Genomic DNA, 23,767 nt, shown 5'->3' on the forward strand with positions numbered 1-23,767 from the left:
GGGGGCGATTCCCCGGGCAAATTGATTCAATTTGATCGGCGCGTGCTCTAGAGCCTGATCCGATCAGGTTGAATCAACCTGATCGGTGAATCAGTCTCTAAATTATTGATAGAGAACGTTTTACCGCTCAGCTTGCGATGCAAGCTGAGCGGAACGTGCTCTAGCGATCGCATTGCGCGGCGGCGCGCTGGCGCAGGAAGCCGGCTCCGTGTCGGCTCAGCCCGCGCGGCAGCGGGCCGGTGAGGTCGAGCCGCAGCCCCTGCGGGGCGAAGCGGACCGCGCCGGGGCGGTGGCCGCTTTCAAAGGCGGCGAAGCGCGCGGCCGCCTGCCTGTTGCGGAACACGCCGCCGATCTGCCCGTCCAGGTCGCGCACCAGCCAGCGCCCCTGGCTGTCCTGGCCAATGATGAAGCTGGGCAGCGGGCATAGGTTCGGGTCCGGGTCGGCCGCAGCCGTCGTGATCATCATCTCGCATGTCCTTCAGGAGAGAGGCATGGCGCTGCCGGCGCGGCCGGCGGCCGGATTGCTGCGGGTTCAGTGGAGGAAGGCCACCGCCCGCAGGCCGATGGCGAGGGCCACCATGGCGGTGAGAAGGGCGATCTCGGGCAGGACGCGGCGCACGGACCAACGGGGCCGGGCCGGCGCTGGCGCCGCGGTCCGCGCATGTCCCCGGCCGGCCGGTGCTGCCGCTGCATCATCTTTCATGGCTGTATGTTCGCAAGGAACACCCCCTGTTTGCCACGTGAAGATAGGGGGGTGCGGATAGGGAACCCAGACCGGAGAACAAGAGAAAATATAGATCTTCATATATAAGTCGGTCTTTATATTTCCGGCCGATTTTCACTATGAAATCTCTATTTGACCCGTTCGCCCCACAGGGAGAGTGTCGCGGCCGTCTCCTGGAAAGGGCTGCCGCGGATGCATGCGATATACAATCGTCGAGCGCGCAGGCGTGCGCTGATGCTGCGCTTTGCTGTTGTCGAGCTGCTGGTGGCGGGCAGCCTGGTCCTCGCCCTCGGGCTGCCGCGCGCCAGCGGCCCACAGGGCATGGGGGAAGGTGGCGCCGGCGCCGGCGTGCCACAGGCGCATCGCGGATGAGGCCGCCCGGTCCGCCGCTTTCCGGCCGCCACGGCGCCGGCATGGACCCGGCCTCCCGCGCGCTGGTGGTCCGCTTCCTGTTCAAGCCGCCGGTGGCGGTGCTGCTGGCGAGCCTCCTCGGCGGGCCGATCCTGGCCCAGGTGGCGGCGCTGCTGCTGCTCTACGCCATCGTCACCATGCTGGGCGCCTTCCTGCTGCGCCAGCGCCTGTTCGAGCGCGGCTTCACCTTGTGGGATGAAACCAGCTGGCTGGTGGGCCTCGCCCTCGGCCTGCGCATGGTCGCCTGACGGCCGGCTCGCCCCGGCGATTCCGCATGGGCGGATCGGGCCTATGGCAAAGCGGCGAGCTGCTCGTACTGGGAGAGCACCACCTTGCCGTCCGCATCCAGCCAGGCGCGGCCGAACCGGGAGGCGGTGAGGGTTTCCACGGGCTGGTAGATGGTGCCGCCGATGGGCGGGGAGGCATCCTTGCGGGCGCAGGGTACCGCGATCTGCACCTTCTGGCCCGCGGTGAAGGCATCGCCACGCTCCACCACGCGCACCGTGCCGCTCACGGTGCAGGCGCCGAACTCGCGCCGGGGCACCTCAACCCCCTCCACGGCCAGAACGATGACGCTGCGGGCATCGCGCCGTGCGGACTCATAGACATAAGGCGGCATGAGCGCGAGGGCGGGGCCGGTCAGCGCCAGGAGCGCGAGCATAGAGCCCGCCAGCCGGGCGGGGCGCGTGCCCCGTGCTGCGGTGCCGATGGCCTTCATCATCCGTGGTCCTCCCCGACCCTTCCTCTTTGGCCCGCATCCTAGAGCGCGATTCGCGCAAATTGAATCAATTTGCGCGCAGGGCGGCGGCGCAGGCGGGCGCGGCAGAGGGAGTGGCGCGGTCCGGTCGTTGGATGAGACAAAGTATTGATACAAAATATGTTTTTTCGGATCGTCCGCGGCCGGCTGCGCGCCGGGTGCGGGCCGCGGGGAGCGGCGACTGCGCGGGCTGCCGGAGCCGCCTACCCCTCCCATGGGCGGGCCCTCCGCATTCGGTCTCCCGGTGGGCGCGAACCGCCTTGAGCGGCGGGCGGCTTCCCGCTTTTATCTGGACTGGAAGGGGGGCCCATGCAGCGCTGCCATCGGATGTTCGATCCCGTGCCCCGCCCCGCCCGCGGCGGCGCCACGCGGCCGCAGGCGGAGGGCTGAGGCCATGCGGCTCGTGTGTCTGCCGCATGCGGGTGGCGCTTCTGCCGCCTTCCGGCCATGGAAGGCGGCGCTGGCCGGCGTCGCCACGGTGGATAGCCCGGAGCTGCCCGGCCGTGGCGCGCGCTTCGGCGCGCCGTTCGCCGCATCCCTGTCCACCCTCGCCGAGGATCTGGCCGCGCCCCTCGGCCAGCGGGTGGGACCGCTGGTGCTCTATGGCCATTCCATGGGCGCGCTGCTGGCCTTCGAGGTGGCGCGGGCGCTGGCGCGGCAGGGTGTGGCCGTGGCCGGGCTGGTGGTGTCCGGCCGCGCCGCGCCGCAACTCGCGCCGCCCCCCATGGCCCGCCATCTGCTGCCCGATGCCGAGCTGGCGGCCGAGCTGGAGCGCATGGGCGGCACGGCGGCGGGCGTGCTGGCGCAGCCGGAGCTGCGGGCGGTGGCGCTGCAACTGGTGCGGGCCGATTTCCGCCTGGTGGAGACCTATGTCTACGCCCCCGGCCCGCCGCTGCCGGTGCCGGCAGTCATCCTCGGCGGCGCGCAGGACCCCGCGACCTCGCCGCAGAGCCTTGCCGCCTGGGCCGAGGTGATCAGCGGGCCGGTGGCGGTGGAAAGCTGGCCGGGCGGGCATTTCTTCGTCCGCCTGCACGAGCGCCGGCTTCTGGACCTGCTGCGCCGCACCCTCCCCGCCTGGCAGGCGGGGCCGACGATCGTTCCCGGCGGGTGAGGGCATGGCGGTTGCCGGCCTCGATGTGCCGCCGCTGGGTCCCGGCGAAAGCCTGGTGGCGGCGGCGCGGGTGGCCGACCTGGCGCAGGATGGCGCCTTCGCCTTCGCCCTCCCGCCGCCGGACGAGGCCCGCATCGCCCGGTTCGTCCATGGGCCCGACCGCGCCGCCCGCCGCACCGCCTGGCGCCTCGCCCGCCTGCTGGCGGGGGCGGTGCTGCGCCAGCCGCCGGCGCTGCTGGAGATCCGGCGCGACGCGCGCGGCCGCCCCCATCTTGCCGGCGGCCACGGGCTGGACCTGAACCTGAGCCACGGCGGCGGCTGGGTGGCGGTGGGCCTTGCCCGCGGCGGGCGCATCGGGGTGGATGTGGAAGGCCCGCGCCCGCCGGCCCTGTGGCAGGACCTCGCCCGCTTCTTCCTTGGCGGGCTGGAGCACGCCGCGTGGTCCGCCCTGCCGCCGCACGCGCAGCCGGCGGCGGCGCTGTCCCTGTGGTGCCGCAAGGAGGCGGTGCTGAAGGCCACCGGCGAGGGCCTCGCCGGCGATGCCCGCACGGTGCGGCTGCCGCCCGGCGATGGCATCCACCACCGGCAGGGACTGGCGCTGCATGTGGCGGCGCTGGATCTGCCCGCCGCGGCGCCGTACGCGCCGGGTGCCCTTCCGGCCTGCCTTGCCTTCGCGGTGGAGGGCACGCGCCCGCCGCTGCTGCTGCTTCCCGGCGGCTGACGCGTCCTCTCGCCGCTGCGGGTGCGGCATGTGCCCGGCCGTGCCGCTGTGCTATCGAGGCTGTTCGCGGGTGCCCTGCGGGGCCGTTGCGGGAGCAGCACGCCATCGCCACGCTTGCCGACAAGAAGCGCCTGACCGCCTTTCTCGCCCGCTACAAGGCGCCGGCGCGGCGCAGCCTGTCCCTGGCCTATGCCTGCGCCATCGCCGCGGGCCTTCTGGTCATCGCCCAGGCGGCCCTGGTGGCGGGGCTCATCCAGGGCGTGGTGTTCGAGCGCCGGGCGCCGGACGGCGCCGGGGCCGCCATCGCCGCGCTGGTGGCGGTCATCCTCGCCCGGGCCCTGTGCGCCTATGGGGCGGAGCGATTCGGCTTTGCCGCCGCGGTTCAGGTGATGCGGGCCATGCGCGGCGCGCTGCTCGACCATGTGGAGCGCATCGGCCCGGCCGGGCTTTCCGCCGTCGGCACTGGGGAGATGGTGGCCGCCATTTCCTCCGGCGTGCGGGCGGTGGAGCCCTTCTATGCGCGCTACCTGCCGGCCTCGGTGCTGGCGGTGGCGCTGCCCCTCGCCATCCTGTGCGTGGTGTTTCCGCTGGACTGGCTCTCCGGCCTCATCTTCCTCGCCACCGCGCCGCTGATTCCGCTGTTCATGATCCTGGTGGGCAAGGGGGCGGAGGCGCTGAACCAGCGCCAGTGGCGCGGGCTCGCCCGCATGTCCGGCCACCTGCTGGATGCGGTGCAGGGCCTTGCCACCCTGAAGGCGTTCGATGCCGCCGGCCGCATGGTCCAGCAGGTGGGCGAGGTGGCCGACACCTATCGCCGCGACACCATGGCGGTGCTGCGGGTGGCCTTCCTCTCTTCGCTGGTGCTGGAATTTTTCGCCACCGTCTCCATCGCCCTGGTGGCGGTGCTCATCGGCTTCCGGCTGCTGTGGGGCAGCATGGATTTCTTCGACGGCCTGTTCATCCTGCTGCTGGCGCCGGAATTCTTCCAGCCGCTCAGGGCCATGGGCACCGCTTACCACGCCCGCATGGAAGCGGTGGGCGCCGCCGAGCGCCTGGTCGCCCTGGCCGACACGCCCACCTTGTCCGAGCCCGGCGGCGATGCGCCGGTTCCCGCGCCCCGGCATATCGCGCTGCGGTTCGAGGCGGTGTCGCTGACCTACCCGGACGGGCGGCGCGCCCTCGACGGGGTGACGCTGGAGGTGCCGGCGGGCGCCGTGGTGGCGCTGGTGGGGGCGTCCGGCGCGGGCAAGTCCTCGCTGCTGGACCTCGCCTGCGGCTTCGTGCGCCCCGGCGCCGGGCGGGTGCTGGCCAATGGCGTGCCGCTGGGCGATCTCGACCGGGCCGGCTGGCGCGGCTGCATCGCCTATGCCCGCCAGCGACCGCGGCTGTTTTCCGGCACCCTCGCCGACAATATCGCCCCCGGGGAGGCGGCGCCCGACCCGGCGCGCCTGGCCGCCGCCGTGGCCGCCGCCGGCCTGACCCAGGCGGTGGAGCGCCTGCCCGGCGGCCTCGCGGCGCGGGTGGGCGAAGGCGGCGCCGGCCTCTCCGGCGGGGAAGGGCACCGGCTGGCCCTGGCCCGCGCCTTCTACCGCGACGCGCCGCTGGTGGTGCTGGACGAGCCCACCGCCCATCTCGACCGCGCCACCGAGGCGGCGGTGGAGGCGGCCCTTGCGCGCCTCGCCGCCGGCCGCACGGTGCTTTTGGCGGCGCATCGCCTGGCTCAGGCGGCGCGCGCCGACCTGGTGGTGGTGCTGGAAGCCGGCCGCATCGTGGAAAGCGGGCGGCCGGCGGACCTGCTGGCCCGGGGCGGAGCCTATGCCCGCCTCGTCGCCGCAGGGGCGCCCGGGCCGGGCACGGTGGAGGCCGGCGCATGAGGGACCTTCTGCGCCTCCTCCGCCTCATGCGGCCGCAGGCCGGCTGGATGGCCCTTGCGGTGCTGCTCTCGGCCGCCGCCAGCCTGGCCCATGTGGGGCTGATGGCGGCCTCCGGCTGGTTCATCACCGCCATGGCCCTGGCCGGCGCGGCGGGGGTGGCCATGGACCCCTTCACCACCTCGGCCGCCATCCGCGGCTTCGCGCTGCTGCGCACCGGGGCACGCTATGGCGAGCGCCTGGTGGGCCATGAGGCGACGCTGAAATTCGTGGCGCGGCTGCGCCCCTGGTTCTTCGCCCGGCTGGTGCCGCTGGCCCCCGCCGCCCTGGAGGACGAGGCGAGCGGCGACCTGCTCGCCCGCCTGAAGGGCGACATCGACCGGCTGGAATTCGCCTTCCTGCGCATTCTCTCGCCGGTGCTCGCGGCGGTGCTGGTGGTGGCGGTGGCGGTGGGTGTCGCCGCTTATTATGCCGGCGCGGCGGCGCTGGTGCTCGGGGCCTTCGCGCTTCTCGCCGGGGCCGGCCTGCCGGCGCTGGTGCACCGGCTGGGGGCGCCCGCGGCCCGCCGCGTGGCCCATGATACGGGCGCGTTCGAAGCGGCGCTGGTGGACCATCTGGAGGGGCGGGCCGAGCTGGACATCTATGATCCCGCCGGCCGCCACCGCCGGCAGGTGGATGCGGCGAGCGATGCCCTGCTGGCCGACGAGGCCAGCCTTGCCCGCCTCGCCGGCGCTTCCGCCGCCGGGGTCGGCCTCGCCGCCCAGGGGGCGCTGCTGGCGGTGCTGCTGATCGCCGGGCCGCTGGTGCTGGCCGGCCGGCTCGCCGGGGCGGACCTGCCGCTGCTGGCCTTCCTGGCGCTCGCCACCTTCGATGCCGTCGCCCCGCTGCCGCTCGCCTTCCAGACCCTGCCCGGCACCCTGGCTTCGGCCCGCCGGCTGTTCGCGCTGGTGGACCGTGCCCCGCCGGTGCCCGAGCCCGGCAGCGCCCGCCCGGTGCCGGCGGAAGGCGCCCTCGTCTTCTCCCGGGTGGGCCTCACCTATCCCGGGGCCGACCATGCGGCGCTGGCCGATTTCGACCTCGTGCTGACGCCGGGTCGCCATGTGGCGCTGGTGGGGCCGAGCGGCTCGGGCAAGTCCTCCGTGGTGGCTCTCGCCCTGCGCTTCCGCGCCGCCGGGGCCGGAAGCATCAGCTTTGCCGGCACGCCGGTGGAGGCCTTTTCGCCCGATGCCCTGCGCCGGCGCATGGCGGTGCTGGGGCAGAAGGACCACCTGTTCGCCGCCACCATCGGCGACAACCTGCGCATGGCCGATCCCGCGGCCACGCCGGACCGCTGCGCCCAGGCCCTCGCCACCGCCGGCATCCTGCCCTTCGTCGCGGCCCAGCCGGAGGGGCTGGAGACCTTCGTGGGCGCCCATGGCACCAGCCTGTCGGGGGGCGAGGCGCGCCGCGTGGCCCTGGCCCGCACGCTGCTGAAGGATGCCCCCGTCCTCATCCTCGACGAGCCCACCGAGGGGCTGGATGCGCACACGGAGCAGGCGGTGATGGCGGCGGTGCTGGATGCGGCACGGGGCCGCACGCTGCTGCTGGTGACCCACCGCACGGCCGGCCTCGCGCGCATGGACGAGATCGTGGTGATGGATGGCGGGCGCGTGGTCGCCCGCGGAACGCCGGGCGAGATGCTGGGCCATCCCCTGCTGGCCGCGCTGCCTTAGAGGATCAAGGCGTTGTGGTTCGACCTGGTCGCGACAGATGGGTTCCATCTGCCGCGGTCGAACCACTAGAGGGCGATCGGCTCATAGGGGGCCGATCGCCCACGCTTGAACAACGCGGTTGCCCCCCGGTCCTGACCGCCAAAGCGCGAGGGGCGATTGCCGCCGGCCGGGGCAATGATGCAAAATGAGCCATGCTCAAATCCGCGCCACCTCCACGATCGCCCTCCGATTCGTCCGCAGCCTCCGCCGGTGCGTCGTCCGGCGGCGGGGCGCTGCGCCGGCGGGCCGTTTTAGCCTTTGCGGGCTGGTGGCCGGGCTGGCGCAGGCTGGCGCTGTGGGCCTGGCAGGGGCTTGGCGGCGCCCTTGCCGTGGGGGTCATGGAGATCGCCGCCTGGCTGGGCGAGACGCCGCTGGCGCTGATTCCCTTCGCCACCTCCATCGTGCTGGTGCTGGGCATGCCAGAGGCGGAGGCGGCGCAGCCGCGGGCGCTGGTGGGCGGGCATGTCGTCTCCACCCTGGTGGGCTTCGCCATGCTGGCGCTGTTCGGCTCCTCCGAGCCGGCGGCGGCGGCGGCGGTGGGCCTTGCCATGGTGGCCATGCGGGCCACCGGCACCATGCATCCGCCCGCCGCCATCAACCCCATCATCGTGGTGGTGGAGGCGATGAAGCCCGGCTTCGTGCTGGTCCCGGTCGGCCTCGGGGCGGTGCTGCTCGCCGCTTATGCCTTCGGCTGGCACAATCTGGCGCGGCGGGGCAGCTGGCCGGTGCGCTGGTGGTGAGCCTCTCCGGCGCCCGCCTCCCTCAGGCCGGCTGAAGCGCGGGCGGGCCGGCGGGGGCGAGGGTGCGCGGCGCCTGCGTGCCCGAAAGGTGCAGCACCCGCTGGTGCAGCGGCCGCAGGGTGGCGCGGTGGCCGATGGAGATGATGGTGGCCTGCGGCAGCCGCTGGGCGATCAGCCCGTAGAGCATGGCCTCCGCCGGCTCGTCCAGGGCCGATGTGGCCTCGTCCAGCAGCAGCACGTCCGGCGGGTCGAGCAGCGCGCGGGCGATGGACAGCCGCTGCTGTTCGCCGAGGGAGAGCACATGCGGCCACAGGGCCTCCTCGTCCAGCCGCCGGGCGAGGGGCTCCAGCCCCACCGCGGCCAGCACCTGCGCCATGAGCGCGGGGGGCACCTCGGCGGCCGGCCGCGGATAGGCGAGGGCGACATCCAGCCGCCCGGCCGGCACATAGGGCTTCTGCGGCAGCACCATGAGCCGGTGCCCGGCGCGCCGGTGCACGGTGCCGGAGCCGTAGGGCCACACGCCGGCGATGGCGCGCAGCAGCGTGGTCTTGCCGGCGCCCGAGGGGCCGGTGACGAGCACCCGCTCGCCGGGCGCGATGGAGAGCGCCGCGCTGGCGATGAGCGGCGCGCCGCCGGGCAGGCGCACCTCCAGGTCGTGCAGGGCGAGGGCCGGGCCCTCCGCATGGGCCGCGCCGGCGAAGGCGTCGCGCCCCTGTCCCGACCGGGCGGCGGCGATGGCGGCCTCGAAGCCGGTGAGGCGCTGCACCACGGACGCCCATTCGGCAAGGCTGACATAGCTGGTGATGAAGAAGGAGAAGGCGCTCTGCACCGAGGAGAAGGCCGAGGCCGTCTGCATCAATTGCCCGAGCTGGATCTGGCCGGCGAAATAGGCCGGCGCCACCACCACATAAGGAAAGATGATGGAAATCTGGCCATAGCCGGAGGTGAACCAGGTGAGGCGCTTCTGCGCCCGCATCACGCCGAAGAAATTGGTCCAGATGTGGGAGAAGCGCCCGTCCAGCTTGCGCTCCTCCGCGCCGGCGCCGTCGAGCAGGGCGATCTGCTCGCCATTCTCGCGCACCCGCACCAGATCCACCCGGAAATCGGCCTCGTAGCGTTGCTGGTCGTAATTGAGCTTCACCAGCGGCCGGCCGATGAAATGGGCCACCAGGGTGCCGAAGGCGGCATAGAGAAGGGCGGCCCAGAACAGGTAGCCCGGCACGTTCAGGTCCCGTCCGAACAGGTTCAGCGCCAGCGGTCCCGACAGGTTCCACAGGATGATGGAGAAGGAGAGGAGGGAAACCACCGACCCTAAAAGCCCGATGCCGAGGGAGATGGTGCGCCCCACGAACAGCTGCACGTCCTCGGAGATGCGCTGGTCGGGATTGTCCGCCGCATCGCCGGTCAGGCGCAGGCGGTAATGCACATCGTCCGAGAGCCAGGCATCCAGATAGCGCCGGGTGAGCCAGCGGCGCCAGCGGATCTCCAGCCATTGCTTCAGGTAGATCTGGTACACCGCCACCACGATGGCGCCCGCCGCAAGGCCGCAGAACACCAGGATCTGCGTCTGGAAGGCGGGGAAGTCCTTGTCCTGGATGGCGTTGTAGAAGGCGACGTTCCACTCGTTGATGAGCACGGTGGCGCCGACCCAGGCCAGCTCCAGCGCAACCACGGCCGCCAGGAGGCCGATGGCGCTCCAGCGCTCCTCGCTTCTGAAATAGGGCAATGCGAGCCGGCGGATGTCGCCGACGAGGGAGAAAAGGGCACGCAAGGGCACGTCTCCGGAACTTGGACCGTGCAGCATTGGCGCGTGGCGCATGGCGGAAGCATGACCGGCGCATGAAGGATTGGAAAGGTGCCGCAGGGGCAGGAACGCGGCGGGGGAGGGGCGGTTACAGACAGGATTGCGAAATCTGTCTGTAAGCAGTAATCGTTACAGACAGGAGGCAAGAAAATGTCTGTAACCCTGAAGCCCATCCCGCTGCCGCTCCAGACGCTCTATGCGGATCTGGTGCAGCAGGTGCATGGGGTGGTGGAGCGGCCGGCATCGCTCTACCGGCGGGACATTGCGGGCGTCACCTACATCTATGCCAAGCGTCCTGCCGGCGCCTCCCGGCGCGACATCTTCATCGGGCGCGCGGACGATCCTGCCGCGGGGGAGCGTGCGGCCGTGATCGAGCAGGAGAATGCCGCCGCCAAGGTGCGCGCCAGCCTCGTCTCGACCCTGCGTCGGGCCGGAATTCCGGCCCCGACGACCACGCTCGCCCAGGTTCTCGACGCCCTGGAGGAGGCGGGACTGTTGCGCCAGTCCGTGGTGGTGGGAACCGCGGCCTATCAGTGCTATCCGGCGCCGGTGGGTCATCTTCTGCCATCCGCCGCCATGATGACCCAGGATGCGGACCTCGCCACCGCCACCCTTGCCATCAGCGCCGCCAATGCCGGGGAGACGCTGGAAACCATCCTGAAGCGGGCCGATCCCACCTTCCGGCCGCTGCCGGGGCTTGATCGCGCGGCGCCCCCGTCCCACTTCCGATCCGCGGCAGGCTTCGTGGTGGATCTGCTGACCCCGCAGTTTCGCAAGAATGACCCCAACCCCATGCCGCTGCCGGCACTGGCGGCCGGGGCGGCGCCGCTCCAGCACCTCGCGTGGCTGATCGACGCCCCCATGGATGCGGCCGCTCTCTTCCGCTCGGGCATCGCCGTGCGCATTCCCCAGCCGGCACGCTTCGCCGTGCACAAGCTCATCCTCGCCCAGAAGCGCGGCGGCGATACCGCCAAGCGGGCGAAGGACCTCGTGCAGGCCGCTGCGCTCATCGCCGCGCTCCGGGCGGCCGACCCGTTCGCCTTGTCCGACGCCTTCGAGGATGCCTGCGCGCAGGGCGCCACCGGCTGGAAGCGCCCGGCGGAGCGTTCCCTCGCCGAACTCGGCCTGACGCCGGCGGACCTCGTGGCCTGACGGGTCGCTCAGGCCTTCTTCACGAACTCGGTGCGCAGCACCAGGCCCTTCACCTTGTCCACCTTGCAGTCGATCTCTTCCGGGTCGTCGGTGAGGCGGATGCCCTTCACCAGCGTGCCCCGCTTCAGGGTCACGGACGTGCCCTTCACCTTGAGGTCCTTGATGAGGGTGACATTGTCCCCGTCCTTGAGGACGGCGCCGTTGGCGTCCCTGACTTCCACTCAGGCCTCCTTTGCCGCGTCGCGCGCCAGATCGCGCAGTCGGAATTTCTGGATCTTGCCCGTGGAGGTCTTGGGGATCTCGTCGAACATGATGTGGCGCGGGCATTTATAGGCGGCCAGATGGGCGCGGCAATGGGCAATGATCTCCTCCGCCGTGGCGCTCATGCCCTCGCGCAGCTCGATGAAGGCCACCGGCGTCTCGCCCCATTTCTCGTCGGGCCGCGCCACCACCGCGGCGGCGCTCACCGCCGGGTGCTTGTAGAGCGCATCCTCCACCTCGATGGAGGAGATGTTCTCGCCGCCGGAGATGATGATGTCCTTGGAGCGGTCCTTGAGCTGGATGTAGCCGTCGGGATGCTTCACCCCGAGGTCGCCCGAATGGAACCAGCCGCCGGCAAACGCCTTGTCGGTGGCGCTGGGGTTCTTCAGGTAACCCTTCATCACCACATTGCCGCGGAACATCACCTCGCCCAGGGTCTCGCCGTCGGCCGGCACCGGGACCATGGTTTCCGGGTCCATCACGTCGAGCGCCTCCAGCGCCCCGTAGCGCACGCCCTGGCGTGCCTTGCGCATGGCGCGCTCCTGCGCCGGCAGCGCGTCCCATTCCTCGTGCCAGTCGTTCACCACGGCGGGGCCGTAGACTTCGGTGAGGCCGTAGACATGGACCACGTTGAAGCCGGCCTCCTGCATGGCGGCGAGCACGGCTTCCGGCGGCGGGGCGGCGGCGGTGATGAACTCCACCTTGTGGGGCAGGGGCCGCTTGTCCGCGTCCGGCGCATTGAGCAGCGTGGACATGACGATGGGGGCGCCGCACATGTGCGTCACCTTGTAATCGGCGATGGCGTCGAAGATGGGCTTGGCGCGCACCTGCCGCAGGCACACATGGGTGCCGGCCACCAGGGTGATGGACCAGGGGAAGCACCAGCCGTTGCAGTGGAACATGGGCAATGTCCACAGATAGACCGGCTGCCGGCCCAGGGCGCAGGTCACCACATTGCCCACCGCGAGCAGGTGGGCGCCGCGGTGGTGGTAGACCACGCCCTTGGGGTCGCCGGTGGTGCCGGAGGTGTAGTTGAGGGCGATGGCGTCCCACTCGTCGGCCGGCGGCTTCCACGGGAAGGCGGCATCGCCGGTGGCGAGGAAATCCTCGTATTCCATGGTGCCGATGCGCTCGCCCTTGCCGGTGAATTCCGGGTCGTCATAATCGATGACGATGGGCTTCTTCGAGGCCATGGCCAGCGCGGCCTTCATCACCGGCGAGAATTCGCGGTCGGTGATGAGCACCTTGGCTTCGCCGTGGTCCAGGGTGAAGGCGAGGATGGCGGCATCGAGCCGGGTGTTGAGGGAGTTCAGCACCGCCCCGGTCATGGGCACGCCGTAGTGGGCCTCCAGCATGGACGGGACATTGGGCAGCATTACCGCCACGGTGTCGCCCGGGCCCACGCCGAGCCGGGCGAGGGCGCAGGCCAGCCGCCGGCTGCGGTCGTAGAATTCGCGATAGGTGCGGCGCAGGCCGCCGTGGATGATGGCGGTGCGATCGGGGAAGACGCCGGCGGCACGCTCCAGGAAGCCGAGGGGGCTCAGCGGCTGGTGGTTCGCCGGATTGCGGTCGAGGTGCAGGTCGTAGATGCTGCCAGCCATCTGGTTTCCCCTTGCGCGGCCGTGTCGTGGTGCCGCAATGCCGGTTCGTCTTCGGGCGGCGAACGTAGCCGAGCCCGGCGCGCGGGCGCAATCTGGCGCCGGCGCGAAAAATGCCGCTGCCGGGGGATCTGGAGGAGCAAGCGGGGGATGACGCGCCGCCGGTGCGCGGTCTTATCGTTTTAAATGGATTTTTCCGGCCGTCGTGCAAGGTTCATCCTGCTGCAGTGCGGCCGGAAGCGTGATGGAGCCCAACCAAGGTCTTACGCATTTGTGCGAACTTGCGCGGTGATTTGGGGGCCTGCAGTACAAACCATAAGAACAGCCATGAGGGAGACGTCCATGTCCGGAGTCTGCACCAGCCGCTACGCGGAAACCTATGCACGCTGGAAGGCCGATCCCTCGGCATTCTGGGGCGAGGCGGCCCGCGACATCGACTGGACCACGCCGCCCGGGAAGATCTTCGATGCCGAGGCCGGCGTCTATGGCCGCTGGTTCCCGGACGCCGCCGGCAATGTCTGCCACAATGCGGTGGACCGGCACGTGGCGGCCGGCCGCGGCGACCAGCCGGCGCTGATCTATGACAGCCCGGTCACCGGCACCAAACGCACCTTGACCTATGCCGAGCTGCGCGACGAGGTGAGCGCGCTGGGCGCGGTTTTGTCCGACCTCGGCGTCGGCAAGGGCGACCGGGTTCTCATCTACATGCCCATGGTGCCGGAGGCGATCGCCGCCATGCTGGCCTGCGCCCGCATCGGCGCCATCCATTCCGTGGTGTTCGGCGGCTTTGCCGCCAAGGAACTGGCCACCCGCATCGAGGATGCCGAGCCCAAGGTGATTCTCGCCGCCTCCTGCGGCATCGAGCCGAACCGGGTGGTGCCCTACAAGCCGCTGCTGGACCTCGCCATCACCATGTCCGCGGTGAAGCCGCAGGCCTGCCTGGTGCTGCAGCGCACGCAGGGGCCGGGCACCCTGGTGGACGGGCGCGACCTGGACTGGGCGGCGGCCTGCGCGGCGGCTTCGGCGGCGGGCAAGACCTCGGCCTGCGTGGAGATGGCCGCCACCGATCCGCTCTATATCCTCTACACCTCCGGCACCACCGGAAAGCCCAAGGGCGTGGTGCGCGATACCGGCGGCTACATGGTGGCCCTGCGCTGGAGCATGGAGCACCTTTACGGCGTGAAGCCCGGCGAGGTGTTCTGGGCCGCCTCGGACATCGGCTGGGTGGTGGGCCATTCCTACATCGTCTATGGCCCGCTGCTCATGGGCTGCACCAGCATCGTCTACGAGGGCAAGCCGGTGGGCACACCCGATCCCGGCGCCTTCTGGCGGGTGATCGAGGAGCACAAGGTGGTGGCGCTGTTCACCGCCCCCACCGCCCTGCGCGCCATCAAGAAGGAAGACCCGGACTGCACCTTCAAGACCGGGCGCGACCTCTCCCATTTCCGCACCCTGTTCCTGGCCGGCGAGCGGGCGGACCCGGACACGGTGGTGTGGGCGCAGGACCAGCTGAAGGTGCCGGTGGTGGACCACTGGTGGCAGACCGAAACCGGATGGGCCATCGCCGCCAATCCGGTGGGCCTCGGCCTTCTGCCCGTCAAGCTCGGCTCGCCCACCGTCGCCATGCCCGGCTATGACGTGCAGATCGTGGACGAGGCGGCCAAGCCGCTGCCGGCCGGCACCATGGGGTCCATCGTGGTGAAGCTGCCGCTGCCCCCCGGCTGCCTTTCCACCCTGTGGCAGCAGGACGAGCGCTTCGTCGAGAGCTGCCTTGCGGAATATCCCGGCTTCTACAAGACGGCGGACGCCGGCTTCATGGATGAGGACGGCTACATCTTCGTCATGGGCCGCACCGACGACATCATCAACGTGGCGGGCCATCGCCTCTCCACCGGCGGCATGGAGGAGGTGATCGCCTCCCATCCCGACGTGGCCGAATGCGCGGTGATCGGCGTGAAGGACGAACTGAAGGGCGAGGTGCCCTGCGGCTTCGTGGTGCTGAAGGCGGGCGAGCGGCGGGCGCCGGAGATCATCGAGAAGGAATTGGTGGGCCTGGTGCGCGACCGCATCGGCCCGGTGGCGGCGTTCAAGCTGGCGGTCACCGTGGACCGGCTGCCCAAGACCCGCTCGGGCAAGATCCTGCGCGGCACCATGAAGAAGATCGCCGACCACGACGCCTGGTCGGTTCCGGCCACCATCGACGATCCCGGGGTGCTGGAGGAGATCGAGGGCGTGCTGAAGGCCCGCGGCATCGCCTGAGCGGCCGCTTCCTCCGCGTCTCCACCATCGAGATGGGCCGCGTCCGCAAGGGCGCGGCCTTTTTGCATTTGCGGGGTCGGCGCGTGCTCTACCGGCTGCGCCCGCCGCCCCGGCTCGGGTCGAAGCAGGTGTAGCCGACGAAGCACTGGGGATTGTCCCGGGTGGGCACCCATTCCGGGCGGGTGTCCTGGTCGTAGTCGCAGAAGCTGCGGTCGCGCACGTAGCGGTCGTAAAGGGTCCGCGAGGTGGCGAGCACCACCTGCCCGCGGGCCTGCACCAGCGCCGCCGCCTGGACGCAGGTGAGCGAGATGCTTGCGGTCTGGGCGCCGGCCGTGCCGGCCATGGCCGTGCACAGGAGTGCCCCCACAAGGAATGCGAAGGGTTTCTTCATCACCGGCCTCCGGTTTCCCGCGCGCCCGCCGCACCTCGGACGCCGCGCGCCGGAACCTGGGGCGCGTGCGGGCGAAAAGCAAGGCCGCGCGACGGTGCGGCGCAGGGCCGATCGTGCTTCACCGGAAGCCGAAATTGTCGCGCGAGGGCACGAAGCAGGTGTAGCCGATGAAGCACTGGGGATTGTCCCGGGTCTTCACCCATTCCGGCTTCAGCTGTTCCGCGCCCGAGCAGAAGCGGATCTCCCGCACGTAGCGGTCGAAGATGTTCGGCCCGGTGCCGAGCACGATGGCGCCGCTGGAGGTGACCAGGGCCGCGGCCTGGGCGCAGGTCATGGTCAGCGTGTCGGGCCGGGCCTGGGCGGGGCCGCTATAGCCGGCGGCGAGCCCGGCGCAGGCGGCGGCCGCCAGGGCCAGGGGGGTGGAGCGGTTGCGGCGCGGGGGGAATCGGAATGGTTGCATCGCGAACTTCCTTTGCTGTGGGCGCCCGAGCCCGTTTCCCACCCTTCCACCGGCTCCCTGAACGCAGTGTGAAGACCCTGTGTTTACTATTCTTTTACCGTTCAGGCCCGGTTGCGGGGGGCGCCTGGAAGAAAGAAGGGCGATGGGAGGTATCGCGCTAGTTTAGAGGGCTCTGGTTGTGCTGATTTGGGTCCACTGTGGCAAGAATGTAACGGCATTTGGGCCGGCGGCCTGCTAGATAGGTGCCACTGGACGAAACGACTCGTAACAAGCGTATCGGCGTGAATGCGCCTTCGGCCAAAACGTAGTTTCCCAATCAAGGGGGTTAGTCATGAAGCGGTTCCTTCTCGCCACTGTCGCGCTGGCGGCGCTCTCGGCTCCGGCCGCGGCTGCTGACCTGGCGACGAAGTATCCGGTCAAGGCCGTGGCCGTGCCGGTGTTCTCCTGGACCGGTTTCTACATCGGTGCCAACGTCGGCTACGGCGGCGACTCGTTCACCTACGACGTGGACTACTTCGGCCTCCCGGTGGCTGCTGCCAGCATCACCTCGTCGGGCTTCTTCGTCGGTGGCCAGATCGGCTACAACTACCAGTTCGCCAACAACGTCGTGCTCGGCCTCGAGACCGACCTGCAGTGGTCGGACATCTCCGGCACCGTCGATGCCTCCGTGCTCGGCCTGCCCGTGCTCTCCGCCGGTTCGTCGGTTGACTACTTCGGCACGATCCGCGCTCGCCTCGGCTACGCGATCGACCGGTTCCTGCCCTACATCACCGGTGGTGTGGCCTACGGCAAGACCGGCACCGACGTGAGCGTGCTCGGCGTCCCGCTGTTCTCCGAATCCTCCACCTCCTGGGGCTGGACCATCGGTGCCGGCGGCGAGTTCGCCATCACCAACAACTGGACGTTCAAGGCCGAATACCTCTACGTCGACCTGGGCTCCAGCGATGTGGACGCCACCCTCGTGGCCCCCGGCGTCGTGATCGGCAACGACTCCAAGTTCCACACCTTCAAGGCTGGTGTGAACTACAAGTTCTGATCGAAGCTCTGCTTCATCGAGAGCCCGCTGCTTCGGCAGCGGGCTTTTTTTGTGCCGGCACCATCCGCCGCCTGACGGGCGGGTCCGCCCCGACGCCGCCGGCCAGCGGCGCCTCCCCCTTCGATGCTGCTTACCCGGCGCCGGCAGCCCCGCACCGCGGACCAGCCGGTTTCCGGGCGCAGCCCCGCGCCGGCACGGTCTTTAGGGCGGCGCGGCATGGGCTTGGGCGTGGCATGGTCTTGGGCGCGGCATGGTCTTGGGCGTGGCATCTCACCGGCGTCCGCGGCTGCAATTGGAGCCCCCCGGTCACGCGGGCGAGCCGCAACGCCATGAGCCGGAAGGCTTGAACCACAATGCCTCGCGCCGGAAGGCTTGAACCACAAGGCCTTGCGCCGGAAGGCCGGCTGCCGCCGATGGCCGGAGGGGCGAACCCGCGCCGCGCCCGCCAGCCCGGTTCCCTCCGCGCCGATCCCGTTCTAAGGTCGGTGCCTCGATCCGGCGGCCCCCGCCCGGCCGGATTTCCCGTCTTCCATCACAAGAAAGGGAACGCGTCGTCCCGTCGGCCTGGGCCTCGCGCCGACCGACGCACACGCCTCGGCCCATGAGCGACGAAATCCGCTTCAACCGCAGCTTCGATGTCCCGGCTGGCCGGGTGGACCAGGTTTCCCCCGGGGTCCGCCGCCTGCTGGCACCGAACCCGTCCGCCTTCACCTTCACCGGCACCTGCAGCTATATCGTCGGCCGCGGCCAGGTGGCCATCGTCGACCCCGGCCCCGACGATCCCGCCCATGTGGCGGCGCTGCTGGATGCGGTGAAGGGCGAGACGGTGACCCATGTCTTCGTCACCCACACCCATCGCGATCATTCCCCCGCCGCCCGCGCCGTGAAGGCCGCCACCGGCGCCCTGACCGTGGGCGAAGGGCCCCACCGGCCCGCCCGCCCCCTCGCCGCCGGGGAGGTCAACCCCCTGGACGCCAGCGGCGACACGGCGTTTCACCCCGACATCGCCCTGCGCGACGGGCAGGTCCTCACCGGCCCGGGCTGGAGCCTCACCGCCATCGCCACCCCCGGCCACACGGCCAACCACATGGCCTTCGCCCTTGCGCAGGATGAGCTGGTGTTCTCCGGCGACCATGTGATGGCCTGGGCCACCTCCATCGTGGCCCCGCCCGACGGGGCCATGGGCGATTATATCCGCTCCCTTGAAACCCTCGGCGCCCGGGGCGAGCGCGTCTATCTGCCCGGCCATGGCGGCCCGGTGACCGACGCGCCGGCCTTCGTCCGCGATTATCTGGACCACCGCCTCGCCCGCGAAGCCGCCATTCTGCGCGCCCTGGACCGGGATGTGGACACCATTCCCGATCTGGTGCGCGGCATCTATATCGGCCTTGATCCGCGGCTGGTGGCGGCCGCCTCCCTCACGGTGCTGGCCCATCTGGAGCATCTGGTGGAGAGCGGGCGGGTGGTCAGCGATGGCCCGCCGGCTCTCACCGGCCGCTTCCGCCGTGCTGCGTGAGCGCGCCCCTGGGGCGCCGGCGGCGCCCGCCGCAGCCGTGAGGGGGCGGTGATGTGCGGGCGCTTCGTCCAGCATCGCACGCCCGTCGCCTATGCCGAGCATTTCGGCGTGGATGCGGCCCAGGCGCCCTTGCCCAATGCCCCGCCGCGCTTCAATGCCGCCCCCACCCAGGACCTCATGGTGGTGCGGCGGCACCCGGAAACCGGAGTCCGGCACCTCTCCCTGCTGCGCTGGGGCCTGGTGCCCTCCTTTTCCCGGGATGCGTCGGGCGGTGCACGCATGATCAATGCGCGGGCCGAAACGGTGGCGGAGAAGCCCGCCTTCCGTGCCGCCTGGCGGGCGCGCCGCCGCTGCATCGTGCCGGCGGACGGCTTTTATGAGTGGCATGCCGGCCCCCATGGCCGGCAACCCTTTTTCATCCGCGCGGCAGACGGCGCGCCGCTCGCCTTCGCCGGAGTGTGGGACGGCTGGCGCGACCCGGCCACCGGCCACTGGCTGCGCACCTTCACCATCCTCACCTGCGCGGCCGATTCTCTGCTGCGCCCGCTGCACGATCGTATGCCGGTGATTCTCGCCCCGGGGGACATGGCGGATTTTCTCGCGGAGGAGGACCCGCGCGCCCTGTTGCGGCCGTTTCCCGGCGATGGCCTGCGCCTGTGGCCGGTCTCGCCCCGCGTGAATGCGGTGCGCAACGAGGGGGAAGACCTGACCCGGCCCCTGACCGGCGCCGAGGCCGCCGCGGCGCTGGCCTTGCTGGCTCCGGCACCGGACCGGCCGGCCTGACGGCGGCGTGGTCCCCCGGAGTGGACGACGCGTGCTCTCACTTAAGGATAGAGAACGCGTTATCCGACCAGCTTGCGGTGCAAGCTGATCGGCGCGTGCTCTAGCGTCGGCGCCGCTCGGCGGCGAGGTCGGCCATCAGCGCCTCGATGCGCTCGGCATTGGTGCCGAGGTCGTGGATGCCGTAGCGGGCGGCGGAGCGCACATCCACCCGCGCGCCCTTGACCGTGGGGCGGATGCGGATGACCACATCGCTACGGAAGCCCATGACCGGCGAGACCGCCACCGCCTCGATCTGTCCGTCTCGGCGGGAGCCCCGGGGCGGGGTCTGGTCGAGAATGCGCCAGCGCCGCTTCTGCACCAAAGCCAGCACCGTATTATAGGCCTCCTCCGGCGTGGCGCTGAGGTCCACCGGCTTGATGCCGGGATAGGCCAGCCGCTGGGCCGCCGCCGCATCGCCGCCGCCATAGGTAAGGTCGTTGGCCTCCCGCGGGTGGGCGAGGGCGAGGGCGCGGAAGGTCGGCGGATCGGTGCCGTCGGTGGAGATGTCGGTGAGGCGCGGCAGCATCATGCCGCGCGCCAGCACCGCCGCCGGCCCGGCGAGAACCAGCACCGCAATGGCCACCGCCGCCATGGCGCGGCCGATGCCGAGCCAGCCGGTTTCCCAGGTGATGAAGAAGGCCGCCATGCCCAGCATGCCCGCCAGCAGGGCGAGGGCGAGCCCGGTGCCCAGCGTGGTGATGGCCGGCACGAATTCCATGAAGCCGGTGCGGTAGAGCAACGCGGCAAGGGCGACCACCGGCAAAGAGAACAAGGCGAGGCGGAAGCTCCATCGCGCCAGCGGCGAGATGCGCTCCTCGGTGTAGAGACGGCGTCTGATCATCGAACCTGCCTGCCCCGGCGTGGTGGAGGCGCCAGGAGGCAGGCGGGCCGCCCCGCCGCCTCCGCCCCTGCCCGCCCCGAAGGAGCGACCGCGAGGCCGGCGCCGAGCCCCCCGGCGTAGGGCGCCGGCGGGCTGTGGCGGGAGCTTAAGGCAAAAGCCGGTCCCGATCAGCCTGCGATCCCGCGGAAAAAGGGCAGGGGGCGACACGGCCCGCCGCCCCGCCCGGACGGGAAAAAGGCGCCTCCCCCCGCCTGGACCCGGCGGGGGGAGGCGGCCGCGTCACTGCGCCAGATCGAACCGATCGGCGTTCATCACCTTGGTCCAGGCGGCAACGAAGTCCTTGACGAACTTCTCCTTGTTGTCGTCCTGGGCATAGACTTCCGCATAGGCGCGCAACACCGCATTGGAGCCGAACACGAGGTCCATGCGGGTGGCGGTCCACTTCAGCGCGTTGGAGGCGCGGTCGCGGATCTCGTAGAGGCCGCCGCCGGCCGGCTTCCAGCTGTTGCCCATGTCCGTCAGGTTGACGAAGAAGTCGTTGGTCAGGGCGCCCTCGCGATCGGTGAATACGCCATGCCGGGTGCCGCCATAGTTGGTGCCGAGCATGCGCATGCCGCCCACCAGCACCGTCATTTCATTGGCGGTGAGGCCCATCAGCTGGGTGCGGTCGAGCATCAGCTCTTCCGCGCTGACCACATAGTCCTTCTTCAGCCAGTTGCGATAACCGTCGTGGATGGGCTCCAGCGGGGCGAAGGAGGCCGCGTCGGTCGTCTCGTCGGTGGCATCGCCCCGGCCGGGCGCAAACGGCACGGTGATGTCGAAGCCCGCGGCCTTGGCCGCCTGCTCGATGCCCACGTTGCCGCCCAGCACGATCACGTCGGCCACGCTCGCGCCGGTGCTGGCGGCGATGGTTTCCAGCACGCCGAGCACCCGGGCGAGGCGGGCCGGCTCGTTGCCCTCCCAGTCCTTCTGCGGGGCGAGGCGGATGCGCGCGCCATTGGCACCGCCGCGCATGTCGGAGCCGCGGAAGGTGCGGGCGCTGTCCCAGGCGGTGGTCACCAGGTCGCTGACGGACAGGCCGGAGCCGGCGATGGCGGCCTTCACCGCCGCCACGTCATAATCGGTGCGGCCGGCGGGCACCGGGTCCTGCCACACGAGGTCTTCGGCGGGCACGTCGGGACCCACGTAGCGCACCTTGGGGCCCATGTCGCGATGGGTCAGCTTGAACCAGGCGCGGGCGAAGGTGTCCTGGAAATAAGCGGGGTCCGCCATGAACTTCTGGCAGATGGCGTTGTAGATGGGGTCCATCTTCATCGCCATGTCGGCGTCGGTCATCATGGGGTTGTGGCGCCGGCTCGGGTCGCTGGCGTCGAGCGGCTTGTCCTCTTCCCTGATGCTCACCGGCTCCCACTGCCAGGCGCCGGCCGGGCTCTTGCGCAGCTCCCATTCGTGGCCGAACAGCATGTCGAAGAAGCCCATGTCGAAGGTGGTGGGGTGGGTGGTCCACGCCCCTTCCAGGCCCGAGGTCACGGCACGGCTGGCCAGGCCGTTCTGGCCCGGGTTCGCCCAGCCCAGGCCCTGCTGGTCCACGTCGGCCGCCTCGGGGTCGGGACCGAGGGTGGCGGCGTCGCCATTGCCGTGGGTCTTGCCCACCGTGTGGCCGCCGGCGGTGAGGGCGACGGTCTCCTCGTCGTCCATGGCCATGCGGGCGAAGGTCTCGCGCACCTGCGCGGCGGTCTTCAGAGGGTCCGGCTTGCCGTTCACACCTTCGGGATTGACGTAGATCAGGCCCATCTGCACCGCGGCCAGCGGGTTTTCCATGGTCTTGGGGTCGTCGAGGTTTTCATAGCGGTTGTCGCTGGGGGCGAGCCACTGCTTTTCCGAACCCCAATAGGTGTCCTTCTCCGGGTGCCAGATGTCTTCGCGGCCGAAGCCGAAGCCGAAGGTCTTCAGGCCCATGGATTCATAGGCGATGGTGCCGGCAAGGGCGATGAGGTCGGCCCAGGACACCTTGTTGCCGTACTTCTTCTTGATCGGCCACAGCAGGCGGCGGGCCTTGTCGAGGCTCACATTGTCCGGCCAGGAGTTCAGGGGGGCGAAGCGCTGGTTGCCGGTGCCGGCGCCGCCGCGGCCGTCGGCGATGCGGTAGGAGCCGGCCGCGTGCCAGGAGAGGCGGATCATCAGGCCGCCGTAATGGCCCCAGTCCGCCGGCCACCACGACTGGCTGTCGGTCATGAGGGCGATCATGTCGGCCTTGAGGGCCGCGAAATCCAGCGTCTTCACTTCGTCCCGATAGTTGAAGGCCGGACCCATCGGGTTGGTCTTGGTGTCGTGCTGGTGAAGGATGTCGAGGTTGAGGGCCTTCGGCCACCAGTCCATGTTCGAGGCGCCGACTTCCGTGAGGGCGCCATGCATCACCGGGCATTTGCCGGCCGGCTTCGTCTCTGTCCCGCCCATCGTGCTCTCCGACATTCTTGGGGTTTCGCGTCCTGGAACGCGGGCCGACCCTGCGTCCGCCCCCGGAAAAAGGGTTGTCCAGGTTGTGCGCCCTGCGTTTGACATCTGATTTCTAGTCGAGAAGTGCAATAATGAAAATTTGCATTTTCTAATGACGACGATATGCTCAGCTTATGAATGGCATCTCCATGAAGCAGCTCCGCTATTTTGAGGCGCTGGCCCAGCATGGCCATTTCGGGCGCGCCGCCGAGGCCTGCGCCATCTCGCAGCCGGCGCTTTCCCTGCAGATGAAGGAGCTGGAGGATATCCTCGGCGCCCCGCTGATCGAGCGCGGCACCCGCAAGATCCGCCTCACCAGCCTCGGGGAGGAGTTCGCCCGGCGCGTGCGCCTCATTCTGCGGGCGGTGGAGGAGCTGGACGACTTGGCGCGGTCCTCCCACAGCCCGCTGGCCGGCCGGCTGCGCATCGGTGTCATTCCCACCGTCGCGCCCTACCTCCTGCCGGGCGTGATCAACAGCCTCACCGAGCGCTTCCCCGGCCTCGACCTGCGCCCGCGGGAGGCGGTGACGCAGCGGCTGGTGGAGGACCTGCTGGAAGGCCGGCTCGACACCGCCATCGTCGCCCTGCCGGTCTCCGAGCCTTCCCTGAACGAATACGCCCTGTTCGACGAAGAATTCGTACTGGTGCGGCCCATCGAGGATGCGGAACGGCCGGTGCCCGGCCCGGAGACGCTGCGCGAGATGCGGCTGTTGCTGCTGGAGGAGGGGCATTGCTTCCGCGAGCAGGCCCTCTCCTTCTGCCGGATGTCCACCAGCCTGCCCCGCGACCTCATGGAGGGCAGCTCCCTGACCACGCTGGTGCAGATGGTGGGGGCCGGCATCGGCGTCACCCTCATTCCGCAGATGGCCGTTCCCATCGAGACGCGCTCGGCCTGCGTCGCCGTCGCCCGGCTCGCCAAGCCGCGCCCCTCGCGCACCATCGGCATGATCTGGCGCAGATCCAACCCCCTGTCGGGTCAGTTCGAGCATATCGCCGAAGTGGTCCGCGCCGTGGGCTTTCCCGGCCGGCGCAAGGTGGCCTGACG

The 23,767-nt window shown here is 70.5% G+C and carries 23 protein-coding genes; 13 read left to right on the top strand and 10 right to left on the bottom strand.

The features are described 5' to 3' along the window. Window positions 1-160 precede the first annotated feature (160 nt). Window positions 161-466, bottom strand: coding sequence for a hypothetical protein (locus ACI7BZ_RS08455; protein WP_414116719.1), 306 nt, complete (start codon window positions 464-466; stop codon window positions 161-163). A 66-nt stretch (window positions 467-532) separates the two neighbouring features. Continuing rightward, the gene (locus tag ACI7BZ_RS08460) at window positions 533-703 is read right to left on the bottom strand and encodes a hypothetical protein (protein ID WP_414116720.1); all 171 of its coding nucleotides are present in this window, start codon (window positions 701-703) and stop codon (window positions 533-535) included. 255 nt (window positions 704-958) lie between these two features. Here ACI7BZ_RS08460 and ACI7BZ_RS08465 point away from each other — a divergent pair, with 255 nt between their 5' ends. Beyond that, the gene (locus tag ACI7BZ_RS08465) at window positions 959-1,096 is read left to right on the top strand and encodes a hypothetical protein (protein WP_414116721.1); all 138 of its coding nucleotides are present in this window, start codon (window positions 959-961) and stop codon (window positions 1,094-1,096) included. Beyond that, complete coding sequence (locus tag ACI7BZ_RS08470) at window positions 1,093-1,383, top strand: hypothetical protein (RefSeq protein WP_414116722.1); 291 nt, start codon at window positions 1,093-1,095, stop codon at window positions 1,381-1,383. Before ACI7BZ_RS08465 ends, ACI7BZ_RS08470 begins: the two co-directional genes overlap by 4 nt. A gap of 41 nt (window positions 1,384-1,424) precedes the next feature. On the opposite strand, the gene ACI7BZ_RS08475 is transcribed toward ACI7BZ_RS08470, so the two are convergent. Beyond that, window positions 1,425-1,856, bottom strand: coding sequence for a hypothetical protein (locus ACI7BZ_RS08475; RefSeq protein ID WP_414116723.1), 432 nt, complete (start codon window positions 1,854-1,856; stop codon window positions 1,425-1,427). A gap of 430 nt (window positions 1,857-2,286) precedes the next feature. Between ACI7BZ_RS08475 and ACI7BZ_RS08480 the strand changes: the two genes are divergently transcribed. The 5 genes from ACI7BZ_RS08480 (at window position 2,287) to ACI7BZ_RS08500 (ending at window position 8,086) form a co-directional block, all read left to right on the top strand. After that, a complete protein-coding gene (locus tag ACI7BZ_RS08480; RefSeq protein WP_414116724.1) occupies window positions 2,287-3,003 on the top strand; it encodes a thioesterase II family protein in 717 nt (238 codons plus the stop codon). A gap of 4 nt (window positions 3,004-3,007) precedes the next feature. Further along, window positions 3,008-3,724: a 4'-phosphopantetheinyl transferase family protein gene (locus ACI7BZ_RS08485; protein ID WP_414116725.1), complete on the top strand. Its 717-nt coding sequence runs from the start codon at window positions 3,008-3,010 to the stop codon at window positions 3,722-3,724. Window positions 3,725-3,810: 86 nt separating this feature from the next. Beyond that, window positions 3,811-5,598: a thiol reductant ABC exporter subunit CydD gene (gene cydD / locus ACI7BZ_RS08490; protein ID WP_414116727.1), complete on the top strand. Its 1,788-nt coding sequence runs from the start codon at window positions 3,811-3,813 to the stop codon at window positions 5,596-5,598. Continuing rightward, complete coding sequence (gene cydC, locus ACI7BZ_RS08495; RefSeq protein ID WP_414116728.1) at window positions 5,595-7,307, top strand: thiol reductant ABC exporter subunit CydC; 1,713 nt, start codon at window positions 5,595-5,597, stop codon at window positions 7,305-7,307. Before cydD ends, cydC begins: the two co-directional genes overlap by 4 nt. A gap of 191 nt (window positions 7,308-7,498) precedes the next feature. Next, on the top strand, window positions 7,499-8,086 hold the full coding sequence (locus ACI7BZ_RS08500; protein ID WP_414116729.1) for an HPP family protein: 588 nt from the start codon (window positions 7,499-7,501) through the stop codon (window positions 8,084-8,086). 22 nt (window positions 8,087-8,108) lie between these two features. Here the strand turns inward: ACI7BZ_RS08500 and ACI7BZ_RS08505 are convergent, their stop codons facing one another. After that, window positions 8,109-9,857, bottom strand: a complete 1,749-nt coding sequence (locus ACI7BZ_RS08505; protein WP_414116730.1) for an ABC transporter ATP-binding protein/permease — start codon at window positions 9,855-9,857, stop codon at window positions 8,109-8,111. A 183-nt stretch (window positions 9,858-10,040) separates the two neighbouring features. On the opposite strand from ACI7BZ_RS08505, the gene ACI7BZ_RS08510 reads away from it, so the two are divergent. Further along, window positions 10,041-11,042: a GSU2403 family nucleotidyltransferase fold protein gene (locus ACI7BZ_RS08510; RefSeq protein ID WP_414116732.1), complete on the top strand. Its 1,002-nt coding sequence runs from the start codon at window positions 10,041-10,043 to the stop codon at window positions 11,040-11,042. A gap of 8 nt (window positions 11,043-11,050) precedes the next feature. On the opposite strand, the gene ACI7BZ_RS08515 is transcribed toward ACI7BZ_RS08510, so the two are convergent. Both ACI7BZ_RS08515 and ACI7BZ_RS08520 read right to left on the bottom strand, forming a co-directional pair. Further along, window positions 11,051-11,263, bottom strand: a complete 213-nt coding sequence (locus ACI7BZ_RS08515) for an alkylphosphonate utilization protein (RefSeq protein WP_414116733.1) — start codon at window positions 11,261-11,263, stop codon at window positions 11,051-11,053. Continuing rightward, on the bottom strand, window positions 11,264-12,904 hold the full coding sequence (locus ACI7BZ_RS08520) for an acyl-CoA synthetase (protein WP_414116734.1): 1,641 nt from the start codon (window positions 12,902-12,904) through the stop codon (window positions 11,264-11,266). It lies immediately after the preceding gene. A 339-nt stretch (window positions 12,905-13,243) separates the two neighbouring features. Here ACI7BZ_RS08520 and ACI7BZ_RS08525 point away from each other — a divergent pair, with 339 nt between their 5' ends. Beyond that, a complete protein-coding gene (locus ACI7BZ_RS08525; RefSeq protein WP_414116735.1) occupies window positions 13,244-15,160 on the top strand; it encodes a propionyl-CoA synthetase in 1,917 nt (638 codons plus the stop codon). Between the two features lie 88 nt (window positions 15,161-15,248). Here ACI7BZ_RS08525 and ACI7BZ_RS08530 read toward each other — a convergent pair whose 3' ends face one another. Then, the gene (locus ACI7BZ_RS08530; protein ID WP_414116736.1) at window positions 15,249-15,551 is read right to left on the bottom strand and encodes a hypothetical protein; all 303 of its coding nucleotides are present in this window, start codon (window positions 15,549-15,551) and stop codon (window positions 15,249-15,251) included. 118 nt (window positions 15,552-15,669) lie between these two features. Further along, complete coding sequence (locus ACI7BZ_RS08535) at window positions 15,670-16,011, bottom strand: hypothetical protein (protein ID WP_414116737.1); 342 nt, start codon at window positions 16,009-16,011, stop codon at window positions 15,670-15,672. Window positions 16,012-16,342: 331 nt separating this feature from the next. On the opposite strand from ACI7BZ_RS08535, the gene ACI7BZ_RS08540 reads away from it, so the two are divergent. From ACI7BZ_RS08540 to ACI7BZ_RS08550, 3 genes are all read left to right on the top strand, one after another. Then, window positions 16,343-17,047 (top strand): outer membrane protein, encoded by a 705-nt coding sequence (locus tag ACI7BZ_RS08540; protein WP_414116739.1) that lies wholly within the window; start codon window positions 16,343-16,345, stop codon window positions 17,045-17,047. A 601-nt stretch (window positions 17,048-17,648) separates the two neighbouring features. Further along, complete coding sequence (locus ACI7BZ_RS08545; protein ID WP_414116740.1) at window positions 17,649-18,563, top strand: MBL fold metallo-hydrolase; 915 nt, start codon at window positions 17,649-17,651, stop codon at window positions 18,561-18,563. Window positions 18,564-18,614: 51 nt separating this feature from the next. Continuing rightward, window positions 18,615-19,346: an SOS response-associated peptidase gene (locus ACI7BZ_RS08550; protein ID WP_414116741.1), complete on the top strand. Its 732-nt coding sequence runs from the start codon at window positions 18,615-18,617 to the stop codon at window positions 19,344-19,346. 100 nt (window positions 19,347-19,446) lie between these two features. Here the strand turns inward: ACI7BZ_RS08550 and ACI7BZ_RS08555 are convergent, their stop codons facing one another. Both ACI7BZ_RS08555 and katG read right to left on the bottom strand, forming a co-directional pair. Next, a complete protein-coding gene (locus ACI7BZ_RS08555; RefSeq protein ID WP_414116742.1) occupies window positions 19,447-20,226 on the bottom strand; it encodes a DUF1499 domain-containing protein in 780 nt (259 codons plus the stop codon). A gap of 279 nt (window positions 20,227-20,505) precedes the next feature. Continuing rightward, window positions 20,506-22,698: a catalase/peroxidase HPI gene (gene katG, locus ACI7BZ_RS08560; protein WP_414116743.1), complete on the bottom strand. Its 2,193-nt coding sequence runs from the start codon at window positions 22,696-22,698 to the stop codon at window positions 20,506-20,508. Window positions 22,699-22,856: 158 nt separating this feature from the next. On the opposite strand from katG, the gene ACI7BZ_RS08565 reads away from it, so the two are divergent. Beyond that, on the top strand, window positions 22,857-23,765 hold the full coding sequence (locus ACI7BZ_RS08565; RefSeq protein WP_414116744.1) for a hydrogen peroxide-inducible genes activator: 909 nt from the start codon (window positions 22,857-22,859) through the stop codon (window positions 23,763-23,765). Window positions 23,766-23,767: the final 2 nt, after the last annotated feature.

Source organism: Xanthobacter sp. AM11 (genome assembly GCF_047444035.1).
Classification (GTDB): Bacteria; Pseudomonadota; Alphaproteobacteria; order Rhizobiales; family Xanthobacteraceae; genus Xanthobacter.

What these genes read in the sequence shown, in the direction of transcription:
- ACI7BZ_RS08455 (WP_414116719.1), bottom strand. Translation starts at nt 466, where the DNA reads ATGATGATCACGACGGCTGCGGCCGACCCGGACCCGAACCTATGCCCG.
- ACI7BZ_RS08460 (WP_414116720.1), bottom strand. Translation starts at nt 703, where the DNA reads ATGAAAGATGATGCAGCGGCAGCACCGGCCGGCCGGGGACATGCGCGG.
- ACI7BZ_RS08465 (WP_414116721.1), top strand. Translation starts at nt 959, where the DNA reads ATGCTGCGCTTTGCTGTTGTCGAGCTGCTGGTGGCGGGCAGCCTGGTC.
- ACI7BZ_RS08470 (WP_414116722.1), top strand. Translation starts at nt 1,093, where the DNA reads ATGAGGCCGCCCGGTCCGCCGCTTTCCGGCCGCCACGGCGCCGGCATG.
- ACI7BZ_RS08475 (WP_414116723.1), bottom strand. Translation starts at nt 1,856, where the DNA reads ATGATGAAGGCCATCGGCACCGCAGCACGGGGCACGCGCCCCGCCCGG.
- ACI7BZ_RS08480 (WP_414116724.1), top strand. Translation starts at nt 2,287, where the DNA reads ATGCGGCTCGTGTGTCTGCCGCATGCGGGTGGCGCTTCTGCCGCCTTC.
- ACI7BZ_RS08485 (WP_414116725.1), top strand. Translation starts at nt 3,008, where the DNA reads ATGGCGGTTGCCGGCCTCGATGTGCCGCCGCTGGGTCCCGGCGAAAGC.
- cydC (WP_414116728.1), top strand. Translation starts at nt 5,595, where the DNA reads ATGAGGGACCTTCTGCGCCTCCTCCGCCTCATGCGGCCGCAGGCCGGC.
- ACI7BZ_RS08500 (WP_414116729.1), top strand. Translation starts at nt 7,499, where the DNA reads ATGCTCAAATCCGCGCCACCTCCACGATCGCCCTCCGATTCGTCCGCA.
- ACI7BZ_RS08510 (WP_414116732.1), top strand. Translation starts at nt 10,041, where the DNA reads ATGTCTGTAACCCTGAAGCCCATCCCGCTGCCGCTCCAGACGCTCTAT.
- ACI7BZ_RS08520 (WP_414116734.1), bottom strand. Translation starts at nt 12,904, where the DNA reads ATGGCTGGCAGCATCTACGACCTGCACCTCGACCGCAATCCGGCGAAC.
- ACI7BZ_RS08525 (WP_414116735.1), top strand. Translation starts at nt 13,244, where the DNA reads ATGTCCGGAGTCTGCACCAGCCGCTACGCGGAAACCTATGCACGCTGG.
- ACI7BZ_RS08530 (WP_414116736.1), bottom strand. Translation starts at nt 15,551, where the DNA reads ATGAAGAAACCCTTCGCATTCCTTGTGGGGGCACTCCTGTGCACGGCC.
- ACI7BZ_RS08535 (WP_414116737.1), bottom strand. Translation starts at nt 16,011, where the DNA reads ATGCAACCATTCCGATTCCCCCCGCGCCGCAACCGCTCCACCCCCCTG.
- ACI7BZ_RS08540 (WP_414116739.1), top strand. Translation starts at nt 16,343, where the DNA reads ATGAAGCGGTTCCTTCTCGCCACTGTCGCGCTGGCGGCGCTCTCGGCT.
- ACI7BZ_RS08545 (WP_414116740.1), top strand. Translation starts at nt 17,649, where the DNA reads ATGAGCGACGAAATCCGCTTCAACCGCAGCTTCGATGTCCCGGCTGGC.
- ACI7BZ_RS08550 (WP_414116741.1), top strand. Translation starts at nt 18,615, where the DNA reads ATGTGCGGGCGCTTCGTCCAGCATCGCACGCCCGTCGCCTATGCCGAG.
- ACI7BZ_RS08555 (WP_414116742.1), bottom strand. Translation starts at nt 20,226, where the DNA reads ATGATCAGACGCCGTCTCTACACCGAGGAGCGCATCTCGCCGCTGGCG.
- katG (WP_414116743.1), bottom strand. Translation starts at nt 22,698, where the DNA reads ATGTCGGAGAGCACGATGGGCGGGACAGAGACGAAGCCGGCCGGCAAA.
- ACI7BZ_RS08565 (WP_414116744.1), top strand. Translation starts at nt 22,857, where the DNA reads ATGAATGGCATCTCCATGAAGCAGCTCCGCTATTTTGAGGCGCTGGCC.